Annotated in this window: 23 protein-coding genes and 1 tRNA gene; 15 read left to right on the top strand and 9 right to left on the bottom strand. The window is 59.5% G+C overall.

What is annotated here, in order from left to right:
- Position 1 precedes the first annotated feature (1 nt).
- The 3 genes from ACA071_RS06970 to ACA071_RS06980 form a co-directional block, all read right to left on the bottom strand.
- The gene (locus tag ACA071_RS06970) at positions 2-460 is read right to left on the bottom strand and encodes a tripartite tricarboxylate transporter TctB family protein (RefSeq protein ID WP_497643703.1); all 459 of its coding nucleotides are present in this window, start codon (positions 458-460) and stop codon (positions 2-4) included.
- 59 nt (positions 461-519) lie between these two features.
- Entirely contained in the window at positions 520-1,497 is a 978-nt protein-coding gene (locus tag ACA071_RS06975; protein WP_497643704.1) for a Bug family tripartite tricarboxylate transporter substrate binding protein, read from the bottom strand.
- Between the two features lie 85 nt (positions 1,498-1,582).
- Positions 1,583-2,875, bottom strand: a complete 1,293-nt coding sequence (locus ACA071_RS06980; RefSeq protein ID WP_497643705.1) for an OprD family porin — start codon at positions 2,873-2,875, stop codon at positions 1,583-1,585.
- A 234-nt stretch (positions 2,876-3,109) separates the two neighbouring features.
- On the opposite strand from ACA071_RS06980, the gene ACA071_RS06985 reads away from it, so the two are divergent.
- On the top strand, positions 3,110-3,781 hold the full coding sequence (locus ACA071_RS06985; RefSeq protein WP_497643706.1) for a response regulator: 672 nt from the start codon (positions 3,110-3,112) through the stop codon (positions 3,779-3,781).
- Entirely contained in the window at positions 3,774-5,162 is a 1,389-nt protein-coding gene (locus ACA071_RS06990; RefSeq protein WP_497643707.1) for a sensor histidine kinase, read from the top strand. The genes ACA071_RS06985 and ACA071_RS06990 overlap by 8 nt, the downstream gene beginning before the upstream one ends.
- Positions 5,163-5,237: 75 nt before the next feature.
- Here the strand turns inward: ACA071_RS06990 and ACA071_RS06995 are convergent, their stop codons facing one another.
- Positions 5,238-6,059: an HDOD domain-containing protein gene (locus ACA071_RS06995; protein ID WP_497643708.1), complete on the bottom strand. Its 822-nt coding sequence runs from the start codon at positions 6,057-6,059 to the stop codon at positions 5,238-5,240.
- Positions 6,060-6,095: 36 nt separating this feature from the next.
- Complete coding sequence (gene ygfZ / locus ACA071_RS07000) at positions 6,096-7,037, bottom strand: CAF17-like 4Fe-4S cluster assembly/insertion protein YgfZ (protein ID WP_497643709.1); 942 nt, start codon at positions 7,035-7,037, stop codon at positions 6,096-6,098.
- Between the two features lie 148 nt (positions 7,038-7,185).
- On the opposite strand from ygfZ, the gene ACA071_RS07005 reads away from it, so the two are divergent.
- Together ACA071_RS07005 and ACA071_RS07010 are read left to right on the top strand one after the other, a co-directional pair.
- Complete coding sequence (locus ACA071_RS07005; RefSeq protein ID WP_007944081.1) at positions 7,186-7,440, top strand: FAD assembly factor SdhE; 255 nt, start codon at positions 7,186-7,188, stop codon at positions 7,438-7,440.
- Positions 7,424-7,876, top strand: coding sequence for a protein YgfX (locus ACA071_RS07010; RefSeq protein WP_497643710.1), 453 nt, complete (start codon positions 7,424-7,426; stop codon positions 7,874-7,876). The genes ACA071_RS07005 and ACA071_RS07010 overlap by 17 nt, the downstream gene beginning before the upstream one ends.
- On the opposite strand, the gene nadB is transcribed toward ACA071_RS07010, so the two are convergent.
- Positions 7,845-9,461, bottom strand: coding sequence for an L-aspartate oxidase (gene nadB / locus ACA071_RS07015; RefSeq protein WP_497643711.1), 1,617 nt, complete (start codon positions 9,459-9,461; stop codon positions 7,845-7,847). The two genes, ACA071_RS07010 and nadB, sit on opposite strands and share 32 nt — an antisense overlap.
- 557 nt (positions 9,462-10,018) lie before the next feature.
- Here nadB and rpoE point away from each other — a divergent pair.
- From rpoE to ACA071_RS07035, 4 genes are all read left to right on the top strand, one after another.
- Positions 10,019-10,600 carry an RNA polymerase sigma factor RpoE/AlgU gene (gene rpoE, locus ACA071_RS07020; protein ID WP_007944079.1) on the top strand — a complete coding sequence of 194 codons (582 nt, stop codon included), beginning with the start codon at positions 10,019-10,021 and terminating at the stop codon, positions 10,598-10,600.
- Positions 10,601-10,630: 30 nt separating this feature from the next.
- On the top strand, positions 10,631-11,218 hold the full coding sequence (locus ACA071_RS07025) for a sigma-E factor negative regulatory protein (RefSeq protein ID WP_169371186.1): 588 nt from the start codon (positions 10,631-10,633) through the stop codon (positions 11,216-11,218).
- A gap of 8 nt (positions 11,219-11,226) precedes the next feature.
- The gene (locus ACA071_RS07030) at positions 11,227-12,186 is read left to right on the top strand and encodes a MucB/RseB C-terminal domain-containing protein (protein WP_497643712.1); all 960 of its coding nucleotides are present in this window, start codon (positions 11,227-11,229) and stop codon (positions 12,184-12,186) included.
- A 246-nt stretch (positions 12,187-12,432) separates the two neighbouring features.
- A complete protein-coding gene (locus tag ACA071_RS07035; protein WP_497643713.1) occupies positions 12,433-13,857 on the top strand; it encodes a DegQ family serine endoprotease in 1,425 nt (474 codons plus the stop codon).
- A gap of 62 nt (positions 13,858-13,919) precedes the next feature.
- On the opposite strand, the gene ACA071_RS07040 is transcribed toward ACA071_RS07035, so the two are convergent.
- Complete coding sequence (locus ACA071_RS07040; RefSeq protein WP_497643714.1) at positions 13,920-15,353, bottom strand: M48 family metalloprotease; 1,434 nt, start codon at positions 15,351-15,353, stop codon at positions 13,920-13,922.
- 98 nt (positions 15,354-15,451) lie between these two features.
- Here ACA071_RS07040 and ACA071_RS07045 point away from each other — a divergent pair, with 98 nt between their 5' ends.
- Positions 15,452-15,691, top strand: a complete 240-nt coding sequence (locus ACA071_RS07045) for a sulfurtransferase TusA family protein (RefSeq protein ID WP_497643715.1) — start codon at positions 15,452-15,454, stop codon at positions 15,689-15,691.
- A 31-nt stretch (positions 15,692-15,722) separates the two neighbouring features.
- Positions 15,723-16,793 (top strand): AI-2E family transporter, encoded by a 1,071-nt coding sequence (locus ACA071_RS07050; protein ID WP_169371181.1) that lies wholly within the window; start codon positions 15,723-15,725, stop codon positions 16,791-16,793.
- A gap of 123 nt (positions 16,794-16,916) precedes the next feature.
- Here the strand turns inward: ACA071_RS07050 and ACA071_RS07055 are convergent, their stop codons facing one another.
- Positions 16,917-17,390, bottom strand: coding sequence for a peroxiredoxin (locus ACA071_RS07055; protein ID WP_497643716.1), 474 nt, complete (start codon positions 17,388-17,390; stop codon positions 16,917-16,919).
- Positions 17,391-17,400: 10 nt separating this feature from the next.
- The gene (locus ACA071_RS07060; RefSeq protein ID WP_054046705.1) at positions 17,401-17,961 is read right to left on the bottom strand and encodes a glycine cleavage system transcriptional repressor; all 561 of its coding nucleotides are present in this window, start codon (positions 17,959-17,961) and stop codon (positions 17,401-17,403) included.
- 328 nt (positions 17,962-18,289) lie between these two features.
- Between ACA071_RS07060 and dapA the strand changes: the two genes are divergently transcribed.
- The 5 genes from dapA to ACA071_RS07085 all read left to right on the top strand — a co-directional run bounded on the left by dapA (position 18,290) and on the right by ACA071_RS07085 (position 21,980).
- Positions 18,290-19,168, top strand: coding sequence for a 4-hydroxy-tetrahydrodipicolinate synthase (gene dapA / locus ACA071_RS07065; RefSeq protein WP_169371180.1), 879 nt, complete (start codon positions 18,290-18,292; stop codon positions 19,166-19,168).
- 17 nt (positions 19,169-19,185) lie between these two features.
- Positions 19,186-20,301 carry an NlpB/DapX family lipoprotein gene (gene bamC / locus ACA071_RS07070; protein WP_497643717.1) on the top strand — a complete coding sequence of 372 codons (1,116 nt, stop codon included), beginning with the start codon at positions 19,186-19,188 and terminating at the stop codon, positions 20,299-20,301.
- Positions 20,302-20,305: 4 nt separating this feature from the next.
- Positions 20,306-21,064 carry an MBL fold metallo-hydrolase gene (locus tag ACA071_RS07075; RefSeq protein ID WP_201195251.1) on the top strand — a complete coding sequence of 253 codons (759 nt, stop codon included), beginning with the start codon at positions 20,306-20,308 and terminating at the stop codon, positions 21,062-21,064.
- A gap of 28 nt (positions 21,065-21,092) precedes the next feature.
- The gene (gene purC / locus ACA071_RS07080; protein WP_123507616.1) at positions 21,093-21,806 is read left to right on the top strand and encodes a phosphoribosylaminoimidazolesuccinocarboxamide synthase; all 714 of its coding nucleotides are present in this window, start codon (positions 21,093-21,095) and stop codon (positions 21,804-21,806) included.
- 84 nt (positions 21,807-21,890) lie between these two features.
- Positions 21,891-21,980, top strand: a tRNA-Ser gene (locus tag ACA071_RS07085).
- Positions 21,981-21,991 lie beyond the last annotated feature (11 nt).

Genomic DNA, 21,991 nt, shown 5'->3' on the forward strand with positions numbered 1-21,991 from the left:
ATCAGTTCTCCAGAACGTCGAGCACGCCCAACGGCAGCGGCACGTCCATCACCTTGTCGAACAGCAAATAAAGACCGATCGCCATCAGGCTGATGATCACCACGCTGGGCAGCCAGCGGCCGCCGTACAGGCGCGCCATCGGAATCCCGATCAGGATGCTCGCGACAATAAAGCCAAGGGGTTCGAAGGTGCCCGCGAACACCAGCAACAGCACCACGCAGATGCCGATTTTGGTCAGGGTTTCGCGGTCCATCGGTGGTTCGTCAGGGTTGTGTTTGATCGGTGCGGGACGAAATACCATGTACAACAGCGCCGCGCCCATCAGGCCGAGCATCAACAGCGGAAAGGCTCGCGGTCCCACCGGTTCGTAGGAAAAAGCCGCTTGATATGGCCACGCCATCAGCGCCAGGCCAACACAGGCCAGCAACAGCACCGAAGCAAAAATGCGTTGTAAGAGCATGAGAAACTCCTGCGCCACGGCCCCGCGCAAACGAGGCCGCAGCCGCTAGACAGAGACGATCACTGGATCAGGCCGAACTCTTTGGCCAGCACTTTGTAGTCCGCGACTTGCTTCTTCACGTAGGTGTCCAGCTCCGGGCCGGTCATGGCGAACGGGAACAGTTCACGCTGATCGCGCAGCTTGGCGAAGTCTTCGGAAGCCAGCAGTTTGTCGAAAGCGTCTTTCCACCAGGCGTAGTCTTCGTCACTGACCTTCGGCCCGAGGTAGAAACCGCGAACCACCGGCCAGACGATGTCGTAGCCTTGCTCTTTGGCGGTCGGGATGTCCTTCATTTCCGGCTCGTCCAGACGCTTCTCGGAGAACACCGCCAGCAGGCGCATGTCGCCGCTCTGGATGTGTGGCATGGAGTCGGAGATGTCGGTACTGCCGACCTGGATATGGCCGCCCAGCAGGGCGGTGGCGATTTCACCGCCGCCTTCGAGGGCGACGTAACGCAAGTCACGCGGGTTGATCCCGGCGGCTTTGGCGATCAGTGCGGTTTGCATCCAGTCCTGGCTGCCGACGGTGCCGCCGGAGCCGATGACCACTTTGCTCGGATCTTTCTTCAGCGCTTGAACGAGATCGTCGAGGGTCTTGTAAGGCGAATCGCTTTTCACTGCGATGGCGCCGTAGCTGGTACCGACCGCGGCCAGCCAACGGACGTTGGTTTCATCGAAACGCCCGAACTTGCCCTGGGCCAGGTTCAGCAGCGAACCGCTGGACCATGCCACCAGCGTGCCGGCGTCGGCCGGGCGCTGGGCGACCACCGCGTTGTACGCCACCGCGCCGACACCGCCGGGCATGTAGGTCACGCGCATCGGTTTGGTCAGCAGCTTTTCGTTCACCAGCGCGCTTTGCGCCAGTTTGCAGGTCAGGTCGAAACCGCCGCCGGGGGAGGCTGGGGCGATGCACTCCGGGCGCTTGGGCTCGGCCATCAGTTGGCCGGCGAACAGCAAGGCGCTGGCGGTGAGAGCAAACTTACGCAGTGACAATTTCATTGGGTTCTCCACAGATTTATTGTTGTATGGATGTGTAGGAGCTGCCGAAGGCTGCGATCTTTTGGGCCTTCGGCATTTCAATCAATTACCAAAGTGCAACGCTATAGCTCACCAGCAGACGCACTTCATCGGCATCGCGAGCGGAGTAGTTGGAGCGGTAGGTGGCGTTACGCAGGCGTACGGCGACGTCCTTGAGCGCGCCGCTTTGTACTACATACTTGATCTCTGTATTGCGTTCCCACTCCTTGCCTTCGTCACCGTTCTTGAGCTTGATGTTGTCACCGCTCAGGTAACGGCTCATGAAACTCAGGCCGGGGATGCCGAGTTTGGCGAAGTCGTAGTCGTAGCGCGCCTGCCATGAGTGTTCTTCGGCACCGGCGAAGTCGTTGATCTGCACGAAGTTGACCAGGTACGGGTCGGCGCCATCGACATACGGGAACGCACTGTCGCCGGACATGTGCTGATAACCGGCGCTGAATTTATGCCCGCTCAAGGCATAGCTCACCAGACCGTTGAGGGATTTGTTGTCAATCTTGCCGCCACGGGCCGCGCCCTGGTCATCACTGATCGCCAGTCGCAAGTCGGTGCCGAAGGTGCCCGGGCCGAACGGCTGAGAGGCGACCACGCCGAGGAAGTGCTGGTTATAGACTTCATCGAGTTGCGCAAAGTGGTAGCTGCCGGTGATTTTGTCGGTGAACTTGTAGTCCACTCCGCCAAAGTCAAAGTGCTTGCCGGCGGCCGTGCCGGCAAAGCGGCTGTTCTTGTTGTTGAGGGCGATGTCCTCGAAATCGGTGCTGTCGCGGTCCTTGGCTTTCTCCAGTCGGCCACCGATAAAGGTCAGGTTCTTGATCTCTTTGGAGGTCAGCAAGCCGCCTTCAAAGGTCTGCGGCAGGATGCGCCCGTCGTTGGGCTTGAGGATCGGCAGTTCCGGAATCAGGCTGCCGATTTTCAGTTCGGTGGCGGAGATTTTCACTTTGCCGGTCAGGCCCAGCTTGGAGTACTCGTCAGCGGCGCGACCATCATCGTGGGTCGGCAACAGACCGGTGCCGGTGCGGTCGGGACTCGAATCGAGCTTGACCCCCAGCATACCCAGCGCATCGACACCGAACCCCACGGTGCCGTCGGTGTAACCCGATTGCAGATTGAGCATGAAGCCCTGGGCCCATTCGTCACGCTTGGATTGCTGGGCGCTGGTGCCGTCGCGAAAGTCGCGGTTGAAATACATGTTGCGGGTTTCGAGGGTTGCCGTACTGTCTTCGAAGAAGGCAGCCTGGCTCAACGGCGAAAAGCCGGCGAAGGCGGCGGCACTGGCAAGGGCGGTCTGGCTGAGGCGGGAAAAACGAACAGGCGGGCGAGCCTGAAGCTGCATGGACAGCATCGTGAAGTACTCCGTTATTGTTCTTATTGGCGAAAACGCTTCGTGGCGTTTTTCGTATTCGCTATGTGCAGTAGCGACGGCAGTTAAAACTGTCCGTGGCCGGACTCTAACCGGCCAACCTTTCGCTAACCTTTCAGCAGACTTTCACGGTTTTCGGGCTTCACAGCGGCGGATGCGGCTGTAAACTCCGCGGCAAAGAATGGCGTCGACCATCCCTGAATGAGGTAAAAAGCCATGCGTGTCCTGCTCGTCGAAGACCACCTGCAGCTCGCCGAAAGTGTCGCCCAGGCGCTCAAGAGCACGGGTCTGACCGTGGATGTATTGCACGACGGCGTGGCGGCCGACCTGGCCTTGAGCAGCGAGGAATACGCGGTGGCGATCCTCGATGTCGGCCTGCCACGGATGGATGGTTTCGAAGTGCTGGCGCGTCTGCGGGCCCGAGGCAAGAACCTGCCGGTGTTGATGTTGACTGCCCGCAGCGACGTCAAGGACCGGGTCCACGGCCTGAACCTCGGCGCCGACGATTACCTGGCCAAGCCGTTCGAGCTGACCGAACTCGAAGCCCGGGTCAAAGCCTTGCTGCGGCGCAGCGTGCTCGGCGGTGAGCGTCAGCAGCGCTGTGGCGTGCTGTCCTATGACCTCGACACCCGGCGCTTCACCCTCGGTGAGGAATTGTTGACCCTGACCTCGCGCGAGCAGGCCGTTCTAGAAGCGCTGATCGCGCGTCCCGGCCGGGTGATGAGCAAGGAGCAACTGGCTTCCCAAGTCTTCGGCCTGGACGAAGAGGCCAGCCCCGACGCCATCGAAATCTACGTCCACCGTTTGCGCAAGAAACTCGATGGCCAACCGGTGGCGATCGTGACCTTCCGCGGCCTCGGCTACTTGCTGGAAAGCCGCGATGCATAAGCCGAGCAGCCTGCGCTGGCGGTTGCTATGGAACCTCGCGTTGTTGCTGGTGGTGTTGATGTTGGCCAGTGGTTTGAGTGCTTACTGGAATGGTCGCGAAGCGGCTGACACGGCTTATGACCGGACCTTGCTGGCCTCGGCTCGGACCATTGCCGCCGGTGTTTCCCAGCGTGATGGCACGCTCAGTGCCGACGTACCTTATGTGGCGCTCGACACGTTTGCCTACGACAGCGCCGGGCGAATCTTTTATCTGGTCAACGACATCCATCAGAACCTGATCTCCGGCTACGAAAACTTGCCGCCACCGCCGCCGGGTACGCCGCGCACCGATGACTATCCGGCGCTGGCGCGTTTCTACAACGCCGTCTATCGCGGGCAGAACGTACGCGTGGTGAGTCTGCTCAAGCCGGTGAGCGAGCCGAACATGAACGGCATGGCGGAAATCCGCGTGGCAGAAACCGACGAGGCACGAGTCAGCATGGCGCGCAGTCTGGCGGCGGATACGCTGCTGCGGCTGGGGATGTTGGCGATTGGCGCGTTGTTGCTGGTCTGGTTTGCGGTCAGTGCGGCATTGCGGCCACTGGAGCGTTTGCGCACGGCGGTGGAAGAGCGCCAGTCCGACGACCTGCGTCCCTTGCCGTTGGTGGAAGTGCAACGTGAATTGTGGCCGTTGGTGCGCGCCCTCAACCACTTTACTGAGCGTCTGCGGGGGCAGTTCGAGCGTCAGGCGCAGTTCATCGCCGATGCGGCCCATGAACTACGCACACCCTTGGCGGCGCTCAAGGCGCGACTGGAACTGGGCTTGCGCGCCAGCGAACCGCAAACCTGGCGCAGCACCCTGGAAACCGCCGCCCAGGGCACGGATCGCCTGACGCACCTGGCTAACCAATTGCTATCCCTGGCGCGGGTTGAAAACGGCGCGCGGGCAATTGCCGAGGGCGGCGCGCAGTTACTGGACCTGAGCCAGTTGGCCCGGGAACTGGGCATGGCCATGGCGCCGTTGGCCCACGCACGCGGTGTGGCGCTGGCGCTGGAGGCGGACGAACCGGTATGGCTGCGCGGTGAACCGACATTGTTGAACGAATTGCTGAGCAATCTGGTGGATAACGCCCTGGCCCACACTCCGCCGGGGGGGAATGTGATCCTGCGAGTGACGGCGCCAGCGGTGCTGGAGGTTGAGGACGATGGGCCAGGGATTCCCCTTGAAGAGCGCGATCGGGTGTTCGAGCGCTTTTACCGGCGTAATCAGCAAGTCGCGGGGTCAGGGTTGGGGTTGGCGATTGTGGGGGAGATTTGTCGTGCGCATTTGGCGCAGATCAGCCTTCACGATGGAGAAAAGGCGGGGTTGAAGGTTCGGGTGAGTTTTATTGCAGGGGAGTAAGAGGCATCGGTATTGGCAGGTGATTAACCCGTAGGAACAGCCTTCGGCAGCTCCTACGGGTGAATGTATTCGCAATCAATAAAACATCGACCGCGACTCTTCCAGCTCCCGGCACATCGCCTCGTTCTCGGGGTCGATCCCCAGCTTCTTGAAGGCCGGCACACTGAACGCATCGATGCGCGCCAGCGGGTGGTCGGTGTCCTTGTGGCAATACAGGCTGGCGACTTGCACCAGATCGACATAATCGACCTTTTCGGACTCACGTTTGAAGTCCAGATACTGCCCCGGCAATTTCACCAGCATTTCCGGAAACTCCCAGACGCTGAGCAGTTTGTCGCCCAGCAGCGGATGAATGCGGTCGATCACATGGTTGAGGCTGACCGGGTCGGAGAGCAGTTCATAGTGATCTTCGGCGTAAGTCAGGATCGGCAGTACACCAATCTGATGCACCAACCCGCCCAATGCAGCCTGGTCGGGTTTGAGTTGGGTGTAGCTGCGGCAAAGCGCATAACTGACCCCGGCGATTTCCAGGCTTTTGCGCCAGACATCGCGCATTTTCTGCTCTACCACCTCGGAGCGGGCATGGAAAATCTGTTCCATCACCAGACCGATGGCCAGGTTGCTGCTGTAATTCACCCCCAGCCGGGTGATGGCGGTGTGCAGGTCGGTGACTTCCTGGGTCGCCCGCAGCAACGGGCTGTTGACCACTTTGATCAGTCGCGCCGACAACGCGGTATCGCGACCGATCACTTTACTCAGGGTGCTAACGCTGATTTCCGGATCTTCAGCAGCCTTGCGAATCTGCAGGGCCACTTCCGGTAATGTTGGCAGAACCAGGTCATCGTTATCGATGGCCTCAACCAAATCCTGTTGGACCTTATCCGCCAGCTCACTCATTTCTGTTCTCTAGGGTCTTGCAAAAAAATACTGCTGTCAGCGCTGGATTTCTTTATCGCGATCCAGCGCATAAGGCAGGTCGAGCAGGTGCAGGGCAGGGCCTTCCAGCGCCGCCAGATGAATGTCACCAGACTCTGCAGCTTCGGCTTGCAGCACAGCCAGGAGTTCAATGTTTTGTTCGCCGCGCGCGGCTATCACCACTTCGCCGATGGAGCTACCGTGGCTCGGGGCAAACAGCTGGGTGCCGGGCTCAGGCAATTCACTGGCCTCCAGTTGCAGGCGATACAAGCGACGCTTGAGTTTGCCCAGGTATTGCATCCGCGCGACGATTTCCTGGCCGGTGTAGCAGCCTTTCTTGAAACTCACGCCGCCGACGGCTTGCAGGTTGAGCATCTGCGGAATGAACAGCTCGCGAGTGCTCGGCATGACCTGGCCGATCCCTGCGCGGATCTGGCCCAGCAGCCATTGATTCAGCTCGCCTTCGGCCAGCAGGGCGGAGAGCTTGCCCTTGATGACGTCGGCTTGATCAGCGGCGACCCACAGCTCGGCACGCTCAGGCGATACACGAATGGCGATCAGACCGTCGTTGCGCACAACGCTGTCGGTGTCGGCCGGCAGCTCCAGACCCAGATTGCTCAGGGCCGCATCGCTATGATCGAGGCCAAAACGAACCCAGGCAGCGCTTTCGTCGGTCAATTTGGACTTGGAGAACACCGCGTATTTTTTCAGGTCCGCCAGTTGCGGTTCCAGCAACTCGGTGGCCATCGCCAGCAGAACGCCGTCGCCTTCCAGCAGAATGCGGAAACTCGACTGCATCCGGCCTTTCTGGGTGCAGCGGGCGCCGAGGCTGGCCTGGGTGTCGCTCAGGTAATTGAGGTTGCAGGTCAATTGGCCCTGCAGGAATTTGCCGGCATCCGCGCCGCGAACCGCGAGAACGCCTTCATGTGACAGGGTGCTGAAAAAAGCAGAATCGGCCATGGGTCATCGCAGGGTAAAGAGTCTGGGGGACATCATAAGGGGGCGCCTTCGAAATGGGTAGTTCACAAAAGCTCGAGAGGGCCGACCAAAGCCGACTGTTCGACCAGTCTTTGGGCTGTATACTTGCCGCCTATTTGAGGAGCGCTCCATGGTCGAAGATGTTGAACTGAATCGCCTCTACTGGCACAGCCGCCGCGGTATGCTTGAGCTTGACGTGTTGCTGGTGCCGTTCGTGAAAGAGGTCTATCCGCACCTCAATGATGTCGACCGCGATTGCTACCGCAAGCTGCTCGAATGCGAAGATCAGGACATGTTCGGCTGGTTCATGGAGCGCGCCGAATCGGAAGATCCGGAGCTTCAGCGCATGGTTCGCATGATCCTGGATCGTGTCCAGCCCAAGTAATGCGTTCGAATGCCGCTGGCATGCCTCACGGCAGTTGCTGGCGGCGTATCTTATGGCCCAGCTGTTCGCGCTGGGTTCGTTGTTTCTGCTTTCTATACCTGTCTGGGCGAATTTGCTCGGCATCTTGCTGTGCGTGGCCCACGGTTTTTGGGCATTACCGCGACAGATTCTCCTGACCCATCCGCTGGCATTTCGCGGCTTGCGTCGCGATGCCGATGGCTGGCAGTTGTGGAGTCCGGCGCGGGGATGGCAACCAGTGCAGCTACGGCCGGACAGCCTGGCGCTACCGTTGGTCGTGGTGCTGCGGTTTCGACTGCGGGGCGAACGGCGGGTCAGCACGATCTGCGTGCCCCGGGATGCGCAGGCGACGGATTTACACCGACGCCTGCGGGTCCGGCTGAAGTTTAGTCGGCGTAGGTGGGCGGCACCAGAATAGTGTCCAGCGCCACCGGCAGCAGGTTCGGGTAGTCGAGGGTGTAATGCAGACCGCGACTTTCCTTGCGTTCCATGGCTGACTGAATCATCAACTCGGCCACCTGGGCCAGGTTGCGCAACTCGATCAAATCCCGGCTGACTTTATAGTTGCTGTAGAACTCGTCGATTTCGTCGAGCAACAGCCGCACCCGGTGCTGGGCCCGTTGCAAGCGCTTGTTGGTGCGCACGATGCCGACGTAGTCCCACATGAACCGGCGCAGTTCGTCCCAGTTGTGCGCAATGATCACGTCTTCGTCGGAGTCGGTCACCTGGCTCGCGTCCCAGACGGGCAGGGCGATGGGAATCGAAACCTGCGGCAACTGCTCCAGAATGTCCGCCGCCGCCGAACGCGCATAGACAAAGCATTCCAGCAGCGAGTTGCTGGCCATGCGGTTGGCGCCGTGCAGGCCGGTGAAGCTGGTTTCGCCAATGGCGTACAGGCCCGGCACATCGGTGCGACCTTGCTGATCGACCATCACGCCGCCGCAGGTGTAGTGCGCCGCCGGCACCACCGGGATCGGTTGCTTGGTGATGTCGATGGAAAACTCGAGGCAGCGCTCATAAACAGTCGGGAAGTGCGTCTTGATGAACGCTTCGGGCTTGTGGCTGATGTCCAGGTAGACGCAGTCGACGCCCAGGCGCTTCATTTCGTGGTCGATGGCCCGGGCGACGATGTCCCGCGGCGCGAGTTCGGCCCGAGGGTCAAAGCGCTGCATGAAACGTTCGCCGTTCGGCAGCTTCAGGTGCGCACCTTCGCCGCGCAAGGCTTCGGTGATCAGGAAGCTCTTGGCCTGCGGGTGATACAGGCAGGTGGGGTGAAACTGGTTGAACTCCAGGTTCGCCACCCGGCAGCCCGAACGCCAGGCCATGGCAATGCCATCACCACAGGCGCCGTCGGGGTTGCTGGTGTAGAGGTAGACCTTGGCGGCGCCGCCGGACGCGAGAATCACGAAGCGGGCGCCGTAGGTGTCGACTTCGCCGCTGGCGCGATTGAGCACATAGGCGCCGAGGCAGCGGTCGCCATCCAGGCCCAGGCGCTTTTCGGTGATCAGGTCGACGGCGACCCGCTGTTCGAGCAGTTCGATGTTCGGGCGCTTTTTCGCCTGATCGAGCAAGGTTCTGAAGATCGCCGCGCCGGTGGCATCGGCGGCGTGGATGATGCGCCGATGACTGTGGCCGCCTTCGCGGGTCAGGTGAAACTCGAAACCGCCGTCTTCGGTGCCGGACTGTTCATCGCGCGTAAAGGGAACGCCTTGGTCGATCAGCCACTGGATGGCTTCTTTACTGTGCTCGACGGTAAACCGCACGGCGTCTTCATGGCACAGGCCACCGCCGGCATTGAGCGTGTCATCGACGTGGGATTCAACGGTGTCGGTGTCATCCAGGACGGCGGCGACACCGCCCTGGGCCCAGAAAGTCGAGCCATTGGCGAGGTCGCCTTTGCTCAGTACGGCGATGCGCAGGTGACCGGGCAAAGTCAGCGCAAGGCTCAAACCGGCAGCGCCGCTGCCAATGACCAGAACATCGTGTTGAAACTGTTGGCTCATTTCAGGATTCCGCTCAAAGCGACCCGGGTCGGGGTTGGCGCAAGACACCTGGATCGGCGAGTCAGGCAGCCACACAGCCCACTAGTATATAGAGGGGGGGATCGGCACAATAGCCGGGCCACCATGGCATTGTGAAACTACAGTGACGGAAAACCTGGACGCTTCGTCGGATGTTTTTTTCGCCGGTTCGGCGACAAGACGACTGTATCAACGATTTAACAGTCTTTTTCGCCCCACGGTTGCACAATGTCGGTTGCACCCGGCTATAAAAATTTGGAACTTTTGCCAAAGGCCCAAGATCAATAGCTGGTTGCCTGAATCAAGGGACAGTGTCGGCTTCAGAGCGGGACCTGCGGTTTGGTCCTCGCCGGCGAATCCGATGACAAGATTATTCGCGCAGCCGGGTCATTCCGAGCTGCGCTTTTCGTGCGTGCCAAATCAGAGCCCGCAGGAAACTTGCTTGAAGGGGGAGAACTTTTGCGAAAAGCCCGAGTCTATGTTTGCAAGTCTGGTCGTTTAGTTATGCAAGTCTCCTTCGAGCTTATCGAGGAGTGTTCATGCTAACCCAGGAAGAGGATCAGCAGCTGGTCGAGCGCGTTCAACGCGGCGACAAGCGAGCTTTCGATCTGCTAGTGCTGAAATACCAGCACAAAATTCTCGGGTTGATCGTGCGTTTCGTGCACGACACCCATGAAGCCCAGGATGTTGCACAGGAAGCCTTTATCAAGGCATACCGTGCACTTGGTAATTTCCGCGGAGACAGCGCGTTTTACACGTGGCTTTACCGCATCGCCATCAACACGGCGAAAAACTATCTGGTTTCACGCGGCCGTCGGCCGCCGGATAGTGATGTCAGTTCCGAAGACGCAGAGTTCTACGACGGCGATCATGGCCTCAAGGATCTCGAGTCGCCAGAACGCGCATTGCTGCGGGATGAGATCGAAGGCACCGTCCATCGAACCATTCAGCAACTTCCAGAAGATTTGCGTACGGCCTTAACTTTACGTGAATTCGATGGTCTGAGTTACGAGGACATTGCGGCAGTCATGCAATGCCCGGTGGGTACCGTGCGCTCCCGGATTTTCCGGGCTCGGGAAGCCATAGATAAAGCCCTGCAGCCGTTGTTGCAGGAAAACTGAGACAGCGGCGACAGCCAAGAGAGGAACGCCATGAGTCGTGAAGCCCTGCAGGAATCGCTGTCCGCAGTGATGGATAACGAAGCGGACGAGCTGGAATTGCGTCGGGTGCTTAATGCCTTTGACGATGTTGAAACCCGCGAAACCTGGGCTCGTTACCAGATCGCTCGGGCAGTCATGCATAAGGATCTGCTGCTTCCACGTCTGGATATCGCTGCGGCAGTCTCTGCTGCGCTGGAAGACGAAGCCGTCCCGGCCAAAGCATCTCGCGGTCCATGGCGCAGCCTGGGGCGTCTGGCCGTCGCTGCTTCGGTGACCGTTGCTGTGTTGGCGGGTGTTCGTCTGTATAACCAGGACGAAATTGCTGGCGTCGAACTGGCTCAGCAATCCACTCAGTCCACTCTGGCCACTCCACAGGTCAAGGGTCCGGCTGTATTGGCAGGCTATAGTGAGAGTTCGGAAGCCACTGGCCCTATGGCCAACGGCGTATTGCAAGGTCAGCCGGGCTGGCACGATCAGCGTCTGCCAAGCTACTTGCGCCAACATGCTCAACAGGCTGCACTGAAAGGAACTGAGAGCGCGCTGCCTTACGCTCGTGCAGCAAGCCTGGAAAACCGCTAAGGAGGATCATGCGCGCCATACCTCTACTTACGCTTCTGCTCGGTGGCTGGTTTGTTGTTCCAGCCCACGCCGATGAAGCCCAGGACTGGTTGACCCGTCTTGGCCAGGCCGAGCAAACGCAAAGCTTTCACGGTACTTTTGTTTACGAGCGTAACGGTAGTTTTTCTACCCATAACATCTGGCACCGCGTCCAGGATGGCAAGGTCCGCGAGCGTTTACTCCAGCTCGACGGCTCGGCACAGGAAGTCGTGCGCATTGATGGGCATACTCAATGCGTCAGCGGCACCCTGATCGCAGGGCTGGGGGACTCTCCCAACTCTGCTGCTCGTGCACTCGATCCACAAAAGCTCAAGAATTGGTACGACCTTGCCGTCATCGGCAAGTCGCGTGTGGCTGGGCGTGCGGCGGTGATTGTTTCACTGACGCCACGCGATCAGCATCGTTACGGTTTCGAGTTACACCTGGACAAGGAAACCGGCCTACCCCTCAAGTCATTGCTACTCAATGACAAAGGGCAGTTGCTGGAGCGTTTCCAGTTCACGCAACTGGATACCGCCAACGTCCCGTCGGACAGCGATTTGCAGGCAGGTTCTGATTGCAAGGCGCTTACCCTCGACACTGACAAGGCTACGGCGCTCAAAACCGCTGAGGTCTGGCATTCGGACTGGTTACCGCCGGGTTTCGAACTCAGTAGCAGCTCCTCGCGTAAAGACCCCGAAACCAAAACCCAAGTCAGCAGCCTGATGTATGACGACGGCCTGGCTCGCTTCTCGGTGTTCCTTGAGCCATTGAATGGTGCAACTGTCACCGATACCCGTACTCAGCTGGGGCCAACCGTCGCGGTTTCCCGCCGCTTGACCACTCCCCAGGGCGAGATGATGGTGACTGTGGTCGGTGAAATCCCGATCGGCACTGCCGAACGGATTGCGCTGTCCATGCGCTCCAATGCTACAACGGCCAAACAGTGAGCTGAACTGAGATGCTCATGGATCGACGATTTGATAGTGCGAGAGGTCAGCAATGCCCATCCCACCATTGAGATGTCGAAATGTTTGGTGAGCATTTCAAGTTGCAAATATCCCTGAATTTTTCTATAGGTCAGAGCCTCTCGGCTCTGGCCTTGTTTGTTGTTCCCGGAACAAAAATACCGGCGTATCGTTCCCGGTGTTCCTTGCTCCATATCGCTTAACCATGCTCGTCGTAACGGGAGCCGTATGTCGATACCACGCTTGAAGTCTTATCTTTCCATTTTTGCCACCGTGCTAGTGCTCGGTCAGGCGGTCTCTGCCCAAGCGGCCGAATTGCCTGACTTTACGCAACTGGTCGAACAAGCCTCGCCCGCGGTGGTGAACATCAGTACCACGCAAAAATTGCCGGATCGCAAAGTATCGGGCCAGATGCCGGATCTTGAAGGCTTGCCGCCAGCGCTGCGCGAGTTTTTCGAACGCGGCATGCCGCAACCGCGTTCGCCTGGTGGCAATCGTCAACGCGAAGCCCAGTCCTTGGGTTCGGGTTTTATCATCTCGCCTGATGGTTACATCCTGACCAACAACCACGTGATCGCGGACGCCGACGAAATTCTCGTCCGCCTGGCCGACCGCAGTGAGTTGAAAGCCAAGCTGATCGGCACCGACCCGCGTTCCGACGTGGCGCTGCTGAAAATCGAAGGCAAGGACCTGCCAGTGCTGAAGCTCGGCAAATCCCAGGACCTGAAGGCCGGCCAATGGGTCGTCGCCATCGGTTCGCCGTTCGGCTTTGACCACACCGTGACACAAGGCATCGTCAGTGCCATCGGTCGTAGCCTGCCGAACGAAAACTACGTGCCGTTCATCCAGACTGACGTGCCGATCAACCCGGGCAACTCCGGTGGTCCGCTGTTTAACCTGAACGGTGAGGTGGTCGGGATCAACTCGCAGATCTACACCCGCTCCGGCGGCTTCATGGGCGTGTCGTTCGCCATCCCGATCGACGTGGCCATGGACGTGTCCAATCAGCTGAAAAGTGGCGGCAAAGTCAGCCGTGGCTGGTTGGGTGTAGTGATCCAGGAAGTGAACAAGGATCTGGCCGAGTCGTTCGGCCTTGAGAAACCGGCCGGTGCGCTGGTGGCTCAGATCCAGGATGACGGTCCGGCTGCCAAGGGTGGTCTGCAAGTGGGCGACGTGATCCTGAGCATGAACGGTCAACCGATCATCATGTCCGCTGACCTGCCGCATCTGGTCGGCGCGCTCAAGGCGGGTGCCAAGGCCAATCTTGAAGTTGTCCGCGAGGGCAAGCGCAAGAACGTCGAGCTGACAGTCGGCACGATCCCGGACGAAGGCAAAGAGCTGGATGGCCAGCCGAAATCCGGTGTCGAGAGCAGCAGCAACCGCTTGGGTGTTTCTGTGACCGAGCTGACCGATGAGCAGAAGAAAACCTACGACCTCAAGGGCGGAGTGGTGATCAAGGATGTCGAGGACGGTCCGGCTTCGTTGATCGGCTTGCAGCCGGGCGATGTGATTACTCACCTGAACAACCAGGCGATCGGTTCCACCAAGGAGTTCACCGAGATCGCCAAAGCGCTGCCGAAGAACCGTTCGGTGTCGATGCGGGTTCTGCGTCAAGGTCGTGCCAGCTTCATCACCTTCAAACTGGCTGAATAAACCGGTTGTCGGCTGAATAAAAAACCGCCTCGAAAGAGGCGGTTTTTTTATGCCTGAAGCTTTTAGCCCATCATGTCCTTGATCATCCGCTCCTGCTCCATCAGCTCCCGTTGCCGGGCATCGATGCGCGAAGACAGCGGGAAGTTGCCGCCCGCCTTGCGCTTGGCGAAGTCCAGTTGCTGAATGGCCTGGCGGTAGTCGCCAACCAGCGCGAAGTATTCGGCGCGAGCCTGATGCAGCCCGATGATATTGCCTGACAGGCCGCGAGTCTCCGCCACCATGTACCAGACATCCGGATCGTCCGGGCGAGACTTGAGCAGATTTTCCAGTGATTTTTCCGCATCGACGGTACGGTTCTGTTTGAGCAACAGGTCGACTCGCACCTGATTCAGCGGGTAGTTGCCCGGGAACTGGGTGAGCAATCGGTCAACCCGCGACTGAGCGTCCGGCAGGCGATTGTTGGTGATGTCCAGATCAACCTGAGCCAGGTTGTAGATGATCTCGTTCGGCGCGGTGGCCAGCAGTTGCTTGAGATTCTCCCGGGCTTCATTCAGCTGGCCACCCTTGATCTGGGCGATGGCCAGGCCATAACGAGCAACATCGTTTTTCGGGTTTTCATCAAGTTGGGCACGGAAGCGTTTGGCGCCCAAACCGGGGGTTTCTTCATAGATCAGTTGCACTCTTGCCCGAATCAACTGATAACGCATGCTGTCTTCGATGCCGCCCGCTTTGGCCTGTTCGGCGCGGTTGCGGGTGTCGGCGATCCGCGATTCGGTCACCGGGTGAGTCAGCAGGAACTCCGGTGGCTTGGCGTCAAAGCGATACTGACGCATCAAGCGCTCGAACATGTTCGGCATCGAGCGTGGATCGTAACCGGCCTTTTCCAGGTTGAGGATGCCGATCCGGTCGGCTTCCTGCTCGTTCTGGCGCGAGAAACGGCGTTGTTCCTGAATGGCTGCCGCCTGCGTACCGGCAATGGTCGCGATCCCGGCATCACCGGCGCCGGCGGCAGCAATCACGATACCGGCCAGCAGGGCGGCCATCATCGGCACTTGCATGCGTTGCGAGGCTTCAACGCCACGGGCAAAGTGACGTTGCGACAAGTGAGCCAATTCGTGAGCCAGTACCGACGCGTATTCGCCCTCGGTCTGGGCATTGAGGAACAAACCGCCGTTGACCCCGATGATCCCGCCCGGTGCGGCAAAGGCATTGAGCTGCGGGCTGTTGATCAGGATGAACTCCAGACGCCGGTCAGTGACCTGGCTGGTCTCCACCAGCTTATAGACGCTGGATTCGACGTAATCCTTGAGCTGCGGGTCATTGAGCTGTGAGACCTGGCTGCGCAACATCGCCAGCCACGCACGGCCCAACTGGTATTCCTGTTGCGGCGAGACAATGGCAGAACTGGCATCACCGAGTGACGGCAGGTCGTCGGCGAAGCCTGGTGAGGCGAGCAGGCAAGCGAGCGTCAGCAGGGTAGGGCGCAAAAAAGTCATGCACAAAGCCTTAGTCGACAAAGACCTTACTGTAGCCGGACACCGGGCTTCGGACCAGATATTCTAGGCCGCTCAACCACCTGACCCGGAGTGATGCAATGATTGACGCGGTAGCCCATGACGTTGAACTGGACGCCAGTGGCCTGAATTGTCCGTTGCCATTGCTCAAGGCCAAGCTGGAACTCAATCGGATGGCCAGCGGCGCAGTACTCAAGGTGATCGCCACGGACGCGGGTTCTCAGCGCGACTTCCGCACCTTTGCCCGATTGGCCGGTCATACGCTGCTGCGTGAAGAAGACGAAGCGGGTATTTGCCGCTATTGGTTGAAAAAAGCCTGAAGCCGGCTGCGTTCGTTACTAAGGATTATTGATGTTCAAAGTGTTACGCGACTGGATTCAGCGCTACTTCTCCGATGAAGAAGCCGTGGTGCTGGCGGTGCTGCTGATCCTGGGCTTTACCGCCGTGCTCACGTTGGGTGGCATGCTTGCGCCGGTGCTGGCCGGGATGGTGCTGGCGTATCTGATGCAAGGGCTGGTTGTCACCCTTGAGCGTCTGCGCGTGCCCGGTGGCGCGGCGGTGGGGCTGGTTTTCGCGTTGTTTATGGGGCTGTTGTTGGTGTTCATAGTGGTCGTTGTGCCGTTGCTTTGGCATCAGCTGATCACGTTGTTCAACGAACTGCCCGGCATGCTCGCCAAGTGGCAGTCGCTGCTGTTGCTGCTGCCTGAACGCTACCCGCACCTGGTGTCCGACGAACAGGTGCTGCAGGCCATTGAAGTGGCCCGGGGCGAGATCGGCAAGTTTGGTCAGTGGGCGCTGACATTCTCGTTGTCGAGCCTGCCGCTGCTGGTCAATATCATGATCTACCTGGTGCTGGTGCCTATCCTGGTGTTCTTCTTCCTGAAGGATCGGGAAATGATCGGGCAATGGGTTCGCGGTTACCTGCCGCGTGAACGCGCCTTGATCACCCGTGTCGCCCATGAGATGAATCGGCAGATCGCCAATTACATTCGCGGCAAGGTCATCGAGATTTTCATCTGCGGTGGCGTGACCTACATCGGTTTCGTCGTTCTGGGGCTCAACTATGCGGCGCTGTTGGCGTTGCTGGTGGGCGTGTCGGTGGTGGTGCCTTACGTCGGCGCAGTAGTGGTCACCGTGCCGGTCATGCTGATCGCCTTGTTCCAATGGGGCTGGAGTGATCAGTTCATCTACCTGATGGCGGTCTACGGGATCATTCAGACCCTGGACGGCAACGTGCTGGTGCCGCTGCTGTTCTCGGAGGCGGTCAACCTGCACCCGGTGGCGATCATTTGCGCGGTGCTTTTGTTTGGCGGGCTGTGGGGCTTCTGGGGGGTGTTCTTTGCGATTCCCCTGGCGACGCTGTTCAAGGCTGTGCTGGATGCGTGGCCGCGCAAGGAGCCGGTGGTAGCGCCGTTGCTTTAGAGTGGTGGTGATGCAAAAAGATCGCAGTCTGCGGCAGCGCCTACAGGCACGGTGATTGCCGAAATTGTTGCGGATAAATATCGATCCTGTAGGAGCTGCCGAAGGCTGCGATCTTTTTCGATATCAGGCCTTGTTCAGGGCCTGAGCGGCAGCCAAAACCGCATCCACATGCCCCGGCACCTTCACACCGCGCCATTCCTGACGCAGCACACCATCCTTGTCGATCAGGAACGTGCTGCGATCAACACCCATGTATTCCTTGCCGTAGAGCTTTTTCAGCTTGATCACGTCAAACAGCTGGCAAAGCGCTTCTTCCTTGTCGCTGATCAGCTCGAAGGTAAACGCCTGCTTGGCCTTGAAGTTCTCGTGGGATTTCAGGCTGTCGCGGGACACGCCGAAGACTTCGGTGTTGGCGGCTTTAAAGGCATCCAACTGATCGCGAAAGCCCTGGCCCTGGGTCGTGCAGCCCGGGGTGCTGTCCTTCGGGTAGAAGTAGATCACCACTTGCTTGCCTTTGAGGCTGGCGAGACTGACGGTCTGCCCGCTGGTGGCGGGTGCTTCGAAGTCGGTAACCGGTTGGTCGATAGCAACGGCCATGAAAGCTTCCTTACATTGGGTTTTGTGGGCGCCACGGTTCGATCAGGGCGTCCAGGTTCAGCGCGTCGGCGAAATCCAGGAACTGATCGCGCAGCCAGCTGATTTGCACGCCGGCCGGCAGCGTCACGGTAAACGTGGCGTTAAGCATGGTGCCGCCGGTTTGCGGCGCCTGATACGTGTCGCAGGTCAGGTTTTCCAACTCGACGTTGTGGTCCATGAAGAACTGGCACAACTCGTTGATGATGTCCGAGCGGTAGGCCGAGCTGACATAGGCAACGTAAGGCAGGGCCTGTGGACGGTTCTCCAGGGCCGCGCTACGCACCACGTTGACCGTGAAGGCGTGCTTCTTGGCGAGGATCGGCAGGCTGCCTTCCAGGCGGGCCAGGGCGTCCCAGCTGCCGGAGATCTCGAGGATCAGGGCACTGCACTCGCCATGACGGGTCAGGCGAGAAGTGACCACGGCGCAGCGGTTTTCATGGCTGGCGCGGCACAGGACGTTAGTCAGCTCCATGGGGTTGGCGCCGAGGGCACTGATGACAAGGAATTGTTCGCGAACTGTGGGGGTGGACATGCAGCATTCCTAAAGCGATGAGCGGTCGATACTTCTACGGGCTTTTTTTACCGGGGGCGACCCTGCGCAGACGAATTCAGAAAACCCGAGCCGAAGGTTGCAACGTGCTCCAGAGTGGCGGGAGCGAGGGGTGGCAACGCTGGATCGGGGCTTGTGATGCCGAAAATGGAGGCTGGAACCCGGCGTACGAGCTTATCAGTACCGATCAAAGTCTGAAGGGTAGCGAAAAGCAGCGCCAAGGGGAATGGCAGCAGCGCAGTACTTCGCTTGTACAAGCATCTTGGCGCCAGTACCATTACGGCTCTCTTTTTCCGGCAGGAGCGGTTGCATGATTGCGGGCAGTATGGTGGCACTGGTCACACCCATGGATGCACAAGGTCGTCTCGACTGGGACAGCCTGAGCAAACTGGTGGACTTTCACCTGCAAAACGGCACCCACGCGATCGTGGCGGTCGGCACTACAGGTGAATCGGCCACGCTAGACGTGAACGAACACATCGAAGTGATTCGTTACGTGGTCAAGCAGGTTGCAGGGCGCATCCCGGTCATCGCCGGTACTGGTGCGAACTCGACGCGCGAAGCCATCGAGCTGACCACCAACGCCAAGAGCGCCGGCGCCGACGCCTGCCTGCTGGTTACGCCGTATTACAACAAGCCGACCCAGGAAGGCCTGTACCAGCACTTCAAGGCGATCGCCGAAGCCGTCGATATCCCGCAGATCCTTTATAACGTGCCTGGCCGCACCGCGTGCGACATGCAGGCCGAGACCGTGATCCGCCTGTCGACCGTGAAAAACATCATCGGTATCAAGGAAGCCACCGGCGACCTGGGCCGTGCCAAAGCGATCATCGACGGTGTCAGCAAAGACTTCCTGGTGATCTCCGGTGACGACGCCACGGCTGTCGAGCTGATCCTGCTGGGTGGCAAAGGCAACATCTCGGTGACCGCCAACGTCGCCCCGCGTGACATGGCCGACCTGTGCAACGCCGCGCTCAAGGGCGACGCCGTAACCGCTCGGGCCATCCACGAAAAGCTGATGCCGCTCAACAAGACCCTGTTTATCGAATCCAACCCTATCCCCGTGAAATGGGCACTGCATGAAATGGGCTTGATGCCGGACGGTATCCGTCTGCCGCTCACCTGGCTCAGCGCTGCCTGTCACGAACCGCTGCGGCAGGCCATGCGCCAGTCCGGCGTCCTGGTTTAATTGAGGAAGTACAACGCATGAAGCGAATGGCCGGACTTTCCGCACTTGCCTTGATTATCTCCAGCACCAGTGGCTGTGGATGGATCTGGGGCCCGGAAGGTTACTTCCGTGACCGTGGTAGCGATTACCTGGAAGCGCAACAGACTGCACCGATGCAACTGCCACCGGATGTCCAAACCGCCAAACGTCTGGATCCGCTGTTGCCGATCCCGCGTAACGTGGCCGATGACACTGCCAAGGGCGAATACATCGTGCCGCGTCCGCAGCCGCTGTCGGCAGTTGCTGACGCCAGCGACTACACCCTGCAAAAAAGCGGTGACTCGAGCTGGGTCATGGGCCAACACCCACCAGCCGAAGCCTGGCCTGTGGCCGTGCAATTCTTCCAGGACAACGGTTTCCGCCTGGATGAACAACGCCCGCAAACCGGCGAATTCACCACCACCTGGCAGCATTCCGACGAACTGTCCGCCGCCATGGCCAAGCGCCTGAGCGCGGCCGGCGTCAGTGCCGACAGCGAAACCCGCGTGCGGGTCCGCATTGAGCCAGGCGTGCAGCGCAACACCAGTGAAATCTACGTGGTCAGCGCCCAGCGCCCGGCCGGCAGCACCGCCGACGTCGACTTCACCAACCGTTCGGTCAACACTGGTCTGGACGCGGCACTGGTCGACGACATGCTTGCGAGCATGAGCCGCACGTCCGAGAAGGGCGGTTCGGTCTCGATGCTGGCTTCCCGTGATTTCGAGACGCCGAATCGTGTCAGCTTGAGCGAAGACGGTAGCGGCAACCCGATCCTGAACGTCGGTCCGGACCTGGATCGTGCCTGGTCGAGCGTCGGTCGTGCGCTGGAGCAAGGCGAGTGGCGCGTTGAAGACATCAACCGCAGCCTGGGCTTGTACTACATCAACCTGTCCGAAAAAGCCGAGAAGAAAGACGAGAAGCCTGGCTTCTTCAGCAGCCTGTTCGGCAGTGCGCCGACCAAGGAAGAAGTTGAAGCCCGTGCCGAGCGTTATCAGGTTCGCCTGAGCAAGGTCGGCGAGAACGTCCAAGTCACCGTCGAGAAAAACATCAACACCGTGGCGCCGGCAGAAGTGGCTCGCAAAGTGTTGAGCGTGATTCAGGACAACCTGGGCTGATCACATGCGTTTTGCCGTTCTCGGCAGCGGTAGCCAAGGGAACGGCACGCTGATAGCCAGCGCTGACACGTATGTGCTGGTGGATTGTGGTTTCTCCCTGCGGGAAACCGAAAAACGCCTGCTGCGCCTGGGTGTGAACCCGGCGCAGTTGAGCGCGATACTTGTGACCCACGAACATGCCGACCACGTGCATGGCGTGGGTTTGCTGTCTCGGCGCTACAATCTGCCTGTCTACCTCAGTCGCGGTACCCTGCGCGGGATGCGCAAACCGATCGAACCCGCGGGCTTCCTGGCCGGCGGCGAGCAATTGCAAATTGGCGCCCTGAACATCGAAGTCATTGCCGTGGCCCACGATGCGCAAGAGCCGACGCAGTACGTGTTCAATGACGGTGAGCGGCGCTTCGGCCTGTTGACCGACCTGGGTTCGTATTGCAGCAAGGTGCTGGACGGCTATCGGGACCTCGATGCGTTGATGATTGAGTCCAACCATTGCCGTGACATGCTGGCTCGCGGTCACTACCCCTACTTCCTGAAGCAGCGGGTGGGCGGTGAACTGGGACATTTGAACAACCACCAGGCGGCATTCCTGGTGTCCGAGTTGGGCTGGCAAGGCCTGCAACACCTGGTCCTGGCCCATCTGAGCAGCAAGAACAACCTGCCGCAGCTGGCCCGGCAATGTTTTGTCGACACCCTCGGGTGCGACCCGGACTGGCTGCAACTGGCCGATCAAGATTCAGGGCTCGACTGGCGACACATCGCCTAGCCCACCTACTTAGCAAGCGGAGCCCATCATGGAAAAACGTGAAGAACTCTACCGCGGCAAAGCCAAATCGGTTTTCAAGACCGACGACGCTGACCGCTTGATCCTGCTGTTTCGCAACGACACCTCGGCGTTCGACGGCAAGCGCATCGAGCAGCTCGACCGCAAAGGCATGGTGAACAACAAGTTCAACGCCTTCATCATGCAGAAACTCGAAGCGGCCGGCGTACCGACCCAATTCGACAAACTGCTGGGCGACAACGAGTGCCTGGTGAAAAAACTCGACATGATCCCGGTCGAGTGCGTCGTGCGTAACTACGCCGCCGGCAGCCTGGTCAAGCGTCTGGGCGTCGAAGAAGGCCTGAAGCTCAACCCTTACACCTTCGAACTGTTCCTGAAGGACGACGCCAAGGGCGACCCGTTCATCAACGAATCCCACGTTGTGGCTTTCGGTTGGGGCACCGCCGAGCAACTGGTTCGCATGAAAGAACTGTCGCTCAAGGTCAACGAAGTCCTGAGCAAACTGTTCGACGACGCCGGCCTGTTGCTGGTCGACTTCAAACTCGAATTCGGCGTGTTCTCGGACGGCTCCATCGTCTTGGGCGACGAATTCAGCCCGGACGGCTGCCGCCTGTGGGACAAGGCCACCGGCAAGAAAATGGACAAGGACCGCTTCCGTCAGGGCCTCGGTGACGTCATCGAAGCCTACGAAGAAGTCGCCAATCGTCTGGGTGTACCGCTTTAATCGACGCAAGCATCTGATAGCACGGAAAAATTTTGCTTAAGGGGCTTCGCTTCCTGCGAAAGTGTTGTTATGATGCGCGCCGTTGGAGAGATGCCAGAGTGGCCGAATGGGACGGATTCGAAATCCGTTGTACCTTCACCGGTACCTAGGGTTCGAATCCCTATCTCTCCGCCATTATTGAATAA

This window comes from Pseudomonas sp. LBUM1646, from assembly GCF_059716165.1.

What these genes read in the sequence shown, in the direction of transcription:
- ACA071_RS07035 (WP_497643713.1), top strand. Translation starts at nt 12,433, where the DNA reads ATGTCGATACCACGCTTGAAGTCTTATCTTTCCATTTTTGCCACCGTG.
- ACA071_RS06985 (WP_497643706.1), top strand. Translation starts at nt 3,110, where the DNA reads ATGCGTGTCCTGCTCGTCGAAGACCACCTGCAGCTCGCCGAAAGTGTC.
- ACA071_RS07005 (WP_007944081.1), top strand. Translation starts at nt 7,186, where the DNA reads ATGGTCGAAGATGTTGAACTGAATCGCCTCTACTGGCACAGCCGCCGC.
- ACA071_RS06975 (WP_497643704.1), bottom strand. Translation starts at nt 1,497, where the DNA reads ATGAAATTGTCACTGCGTAAGTTTGCTCTCACCGCCAGCGCCTTGCTG.
- ACA071_RS07045 (WP_497643715.1), top strand. Translation starts at nt 15,452, where the DNA reads ATGATTGACGCGGTAGCCCATGACGTTGAACTGGACGCCAGTGGCCTG.
- ACA071_RS06990 (WP_497643707.1), top strand. Translation starts at nt 3,774, where the DNA reads ATGCATAAGCCGAGCAGCCTGCGCTGGCGGTTGCTATGGAACCTCGCG.
- ACA071_RS07040 (WP_497643714.1), bottom strand. Translation starts at nt 15,353, where the DNA reads ATGACTTTTTTGCGCCCTACCCTGCTGACGCTCGCTTGCCTGCTCGCC.
- ACA071_RS06970 (WP_497643703.1), bottom strand. Translation starts at nt 460, where the DNA reads ATGCTCTTACAACGCATTTTTGCTTCGGTGCTGTTGCTGGCCTGTGTT.
- ACA071_RS07075 (WP_201195251.1), top strand. Translation starts at nt 20,306, where the DNA reads ATGCGTTTTGCCGTTCTCGGCAGCGGTAGCCAAGGGAACGGCACGCTG.
- nadB (WP_497643711.1), bottom strand. Translation starts at nt 9,461, where the DNA reads ATGAGCCAACAGTTTCAACACGATGTTCTGGTCATTGGCAGCGGCGCT.
- ACA071_RS07025 (WP_169371186.1), top strand. Translation starts at nt 10,631, where the DNA reads ATGAGTCGTGAAGCCCTGCAGGAATCGCTGTCCGCAGTGATGGATAAC.
- dapA (WP_169371180.1), top strand. Translation starts at nt 18,290, where the DNA reads ATGATTGCGGGCAGTATGGTGGCACTGGTCACACCCATGGATGCACAA.
- ygfZ (WP_497643709.1), bottom strand. Translation starts at nt 7,037, where the DNA reads ATGGCCGATTCTGCTTTTTTCAGCACCCTGTCACATGAAGGCGTTCTC.
- ACA071_RS07055 (WP_497643716.1), bottom strand. Translation starts at nt 17,390, where the DNA reads ATGGCCGTTGCTATCGACCAACCGGTTACCGACTTCGAAGCACCCGCC.
- ACA071_RS06980 (WP_497643705.1), bottom strand. Translation starts at nt 2,875, where the DNA reads ATGCTGTCCATGCAGCTTCAGGCTCGCCCGCCTGTTCGTTTTTCCCGC.
- ACA071_RS07060 (WP_054046705.1), bottom strand. Translation starts at nt 17,961, where the DNA reads ATGTCCACCCCCACAGTTCGCGAACAATTCCTTGTCATCAGTGCCCTC.
- rpoE (WP_007944079.1), top strand. Translation starts at nt 10,019, where the DNA reads ATGCTAACCCAGGAAGAGGATCAGCAGCTGGTCGAGCGCGTTCAACGC.
- ACA071_RS07030 (WP_497643712.1), top strand. Translation starts at nt 11,227, where the DNA reads ATGCGCGCCATACCTCTACTTACGCTTCTGCTCGGTGGCTGGTTTGTT.
- purC (WP_123507616.1), top strand. Translation starts at nt 21,093, where the DNA reads ATGGAAAAACGTGAAGAACTCTACCGCGGCAAAGCCAAATCGGTTTTC.
- bamC (WP_497643717.1), top strand. Translation starts at nt 19,186, where the DNA reads ATGAAGCGAATGGCCGGACTTTCCGCACTTGCCTTGATTATCTCCAGC.
- ACA071_RS07050 (WP_169371181.1), top strand. Translation starts at nt 15,723, where the DNA reads ATGTTCAAAGTGTTACGCGACTGGATTCAGCGCTACTTCTCCGATGAA.
- ACA071_RS06995 (WP_497643708.1), bottom strand. Translation starts at nt 6,059, where the DNA reads ATGAGTGAGCTGGCGGATAAGGTCCAACAGGATTTGGTTGAGGCCATC.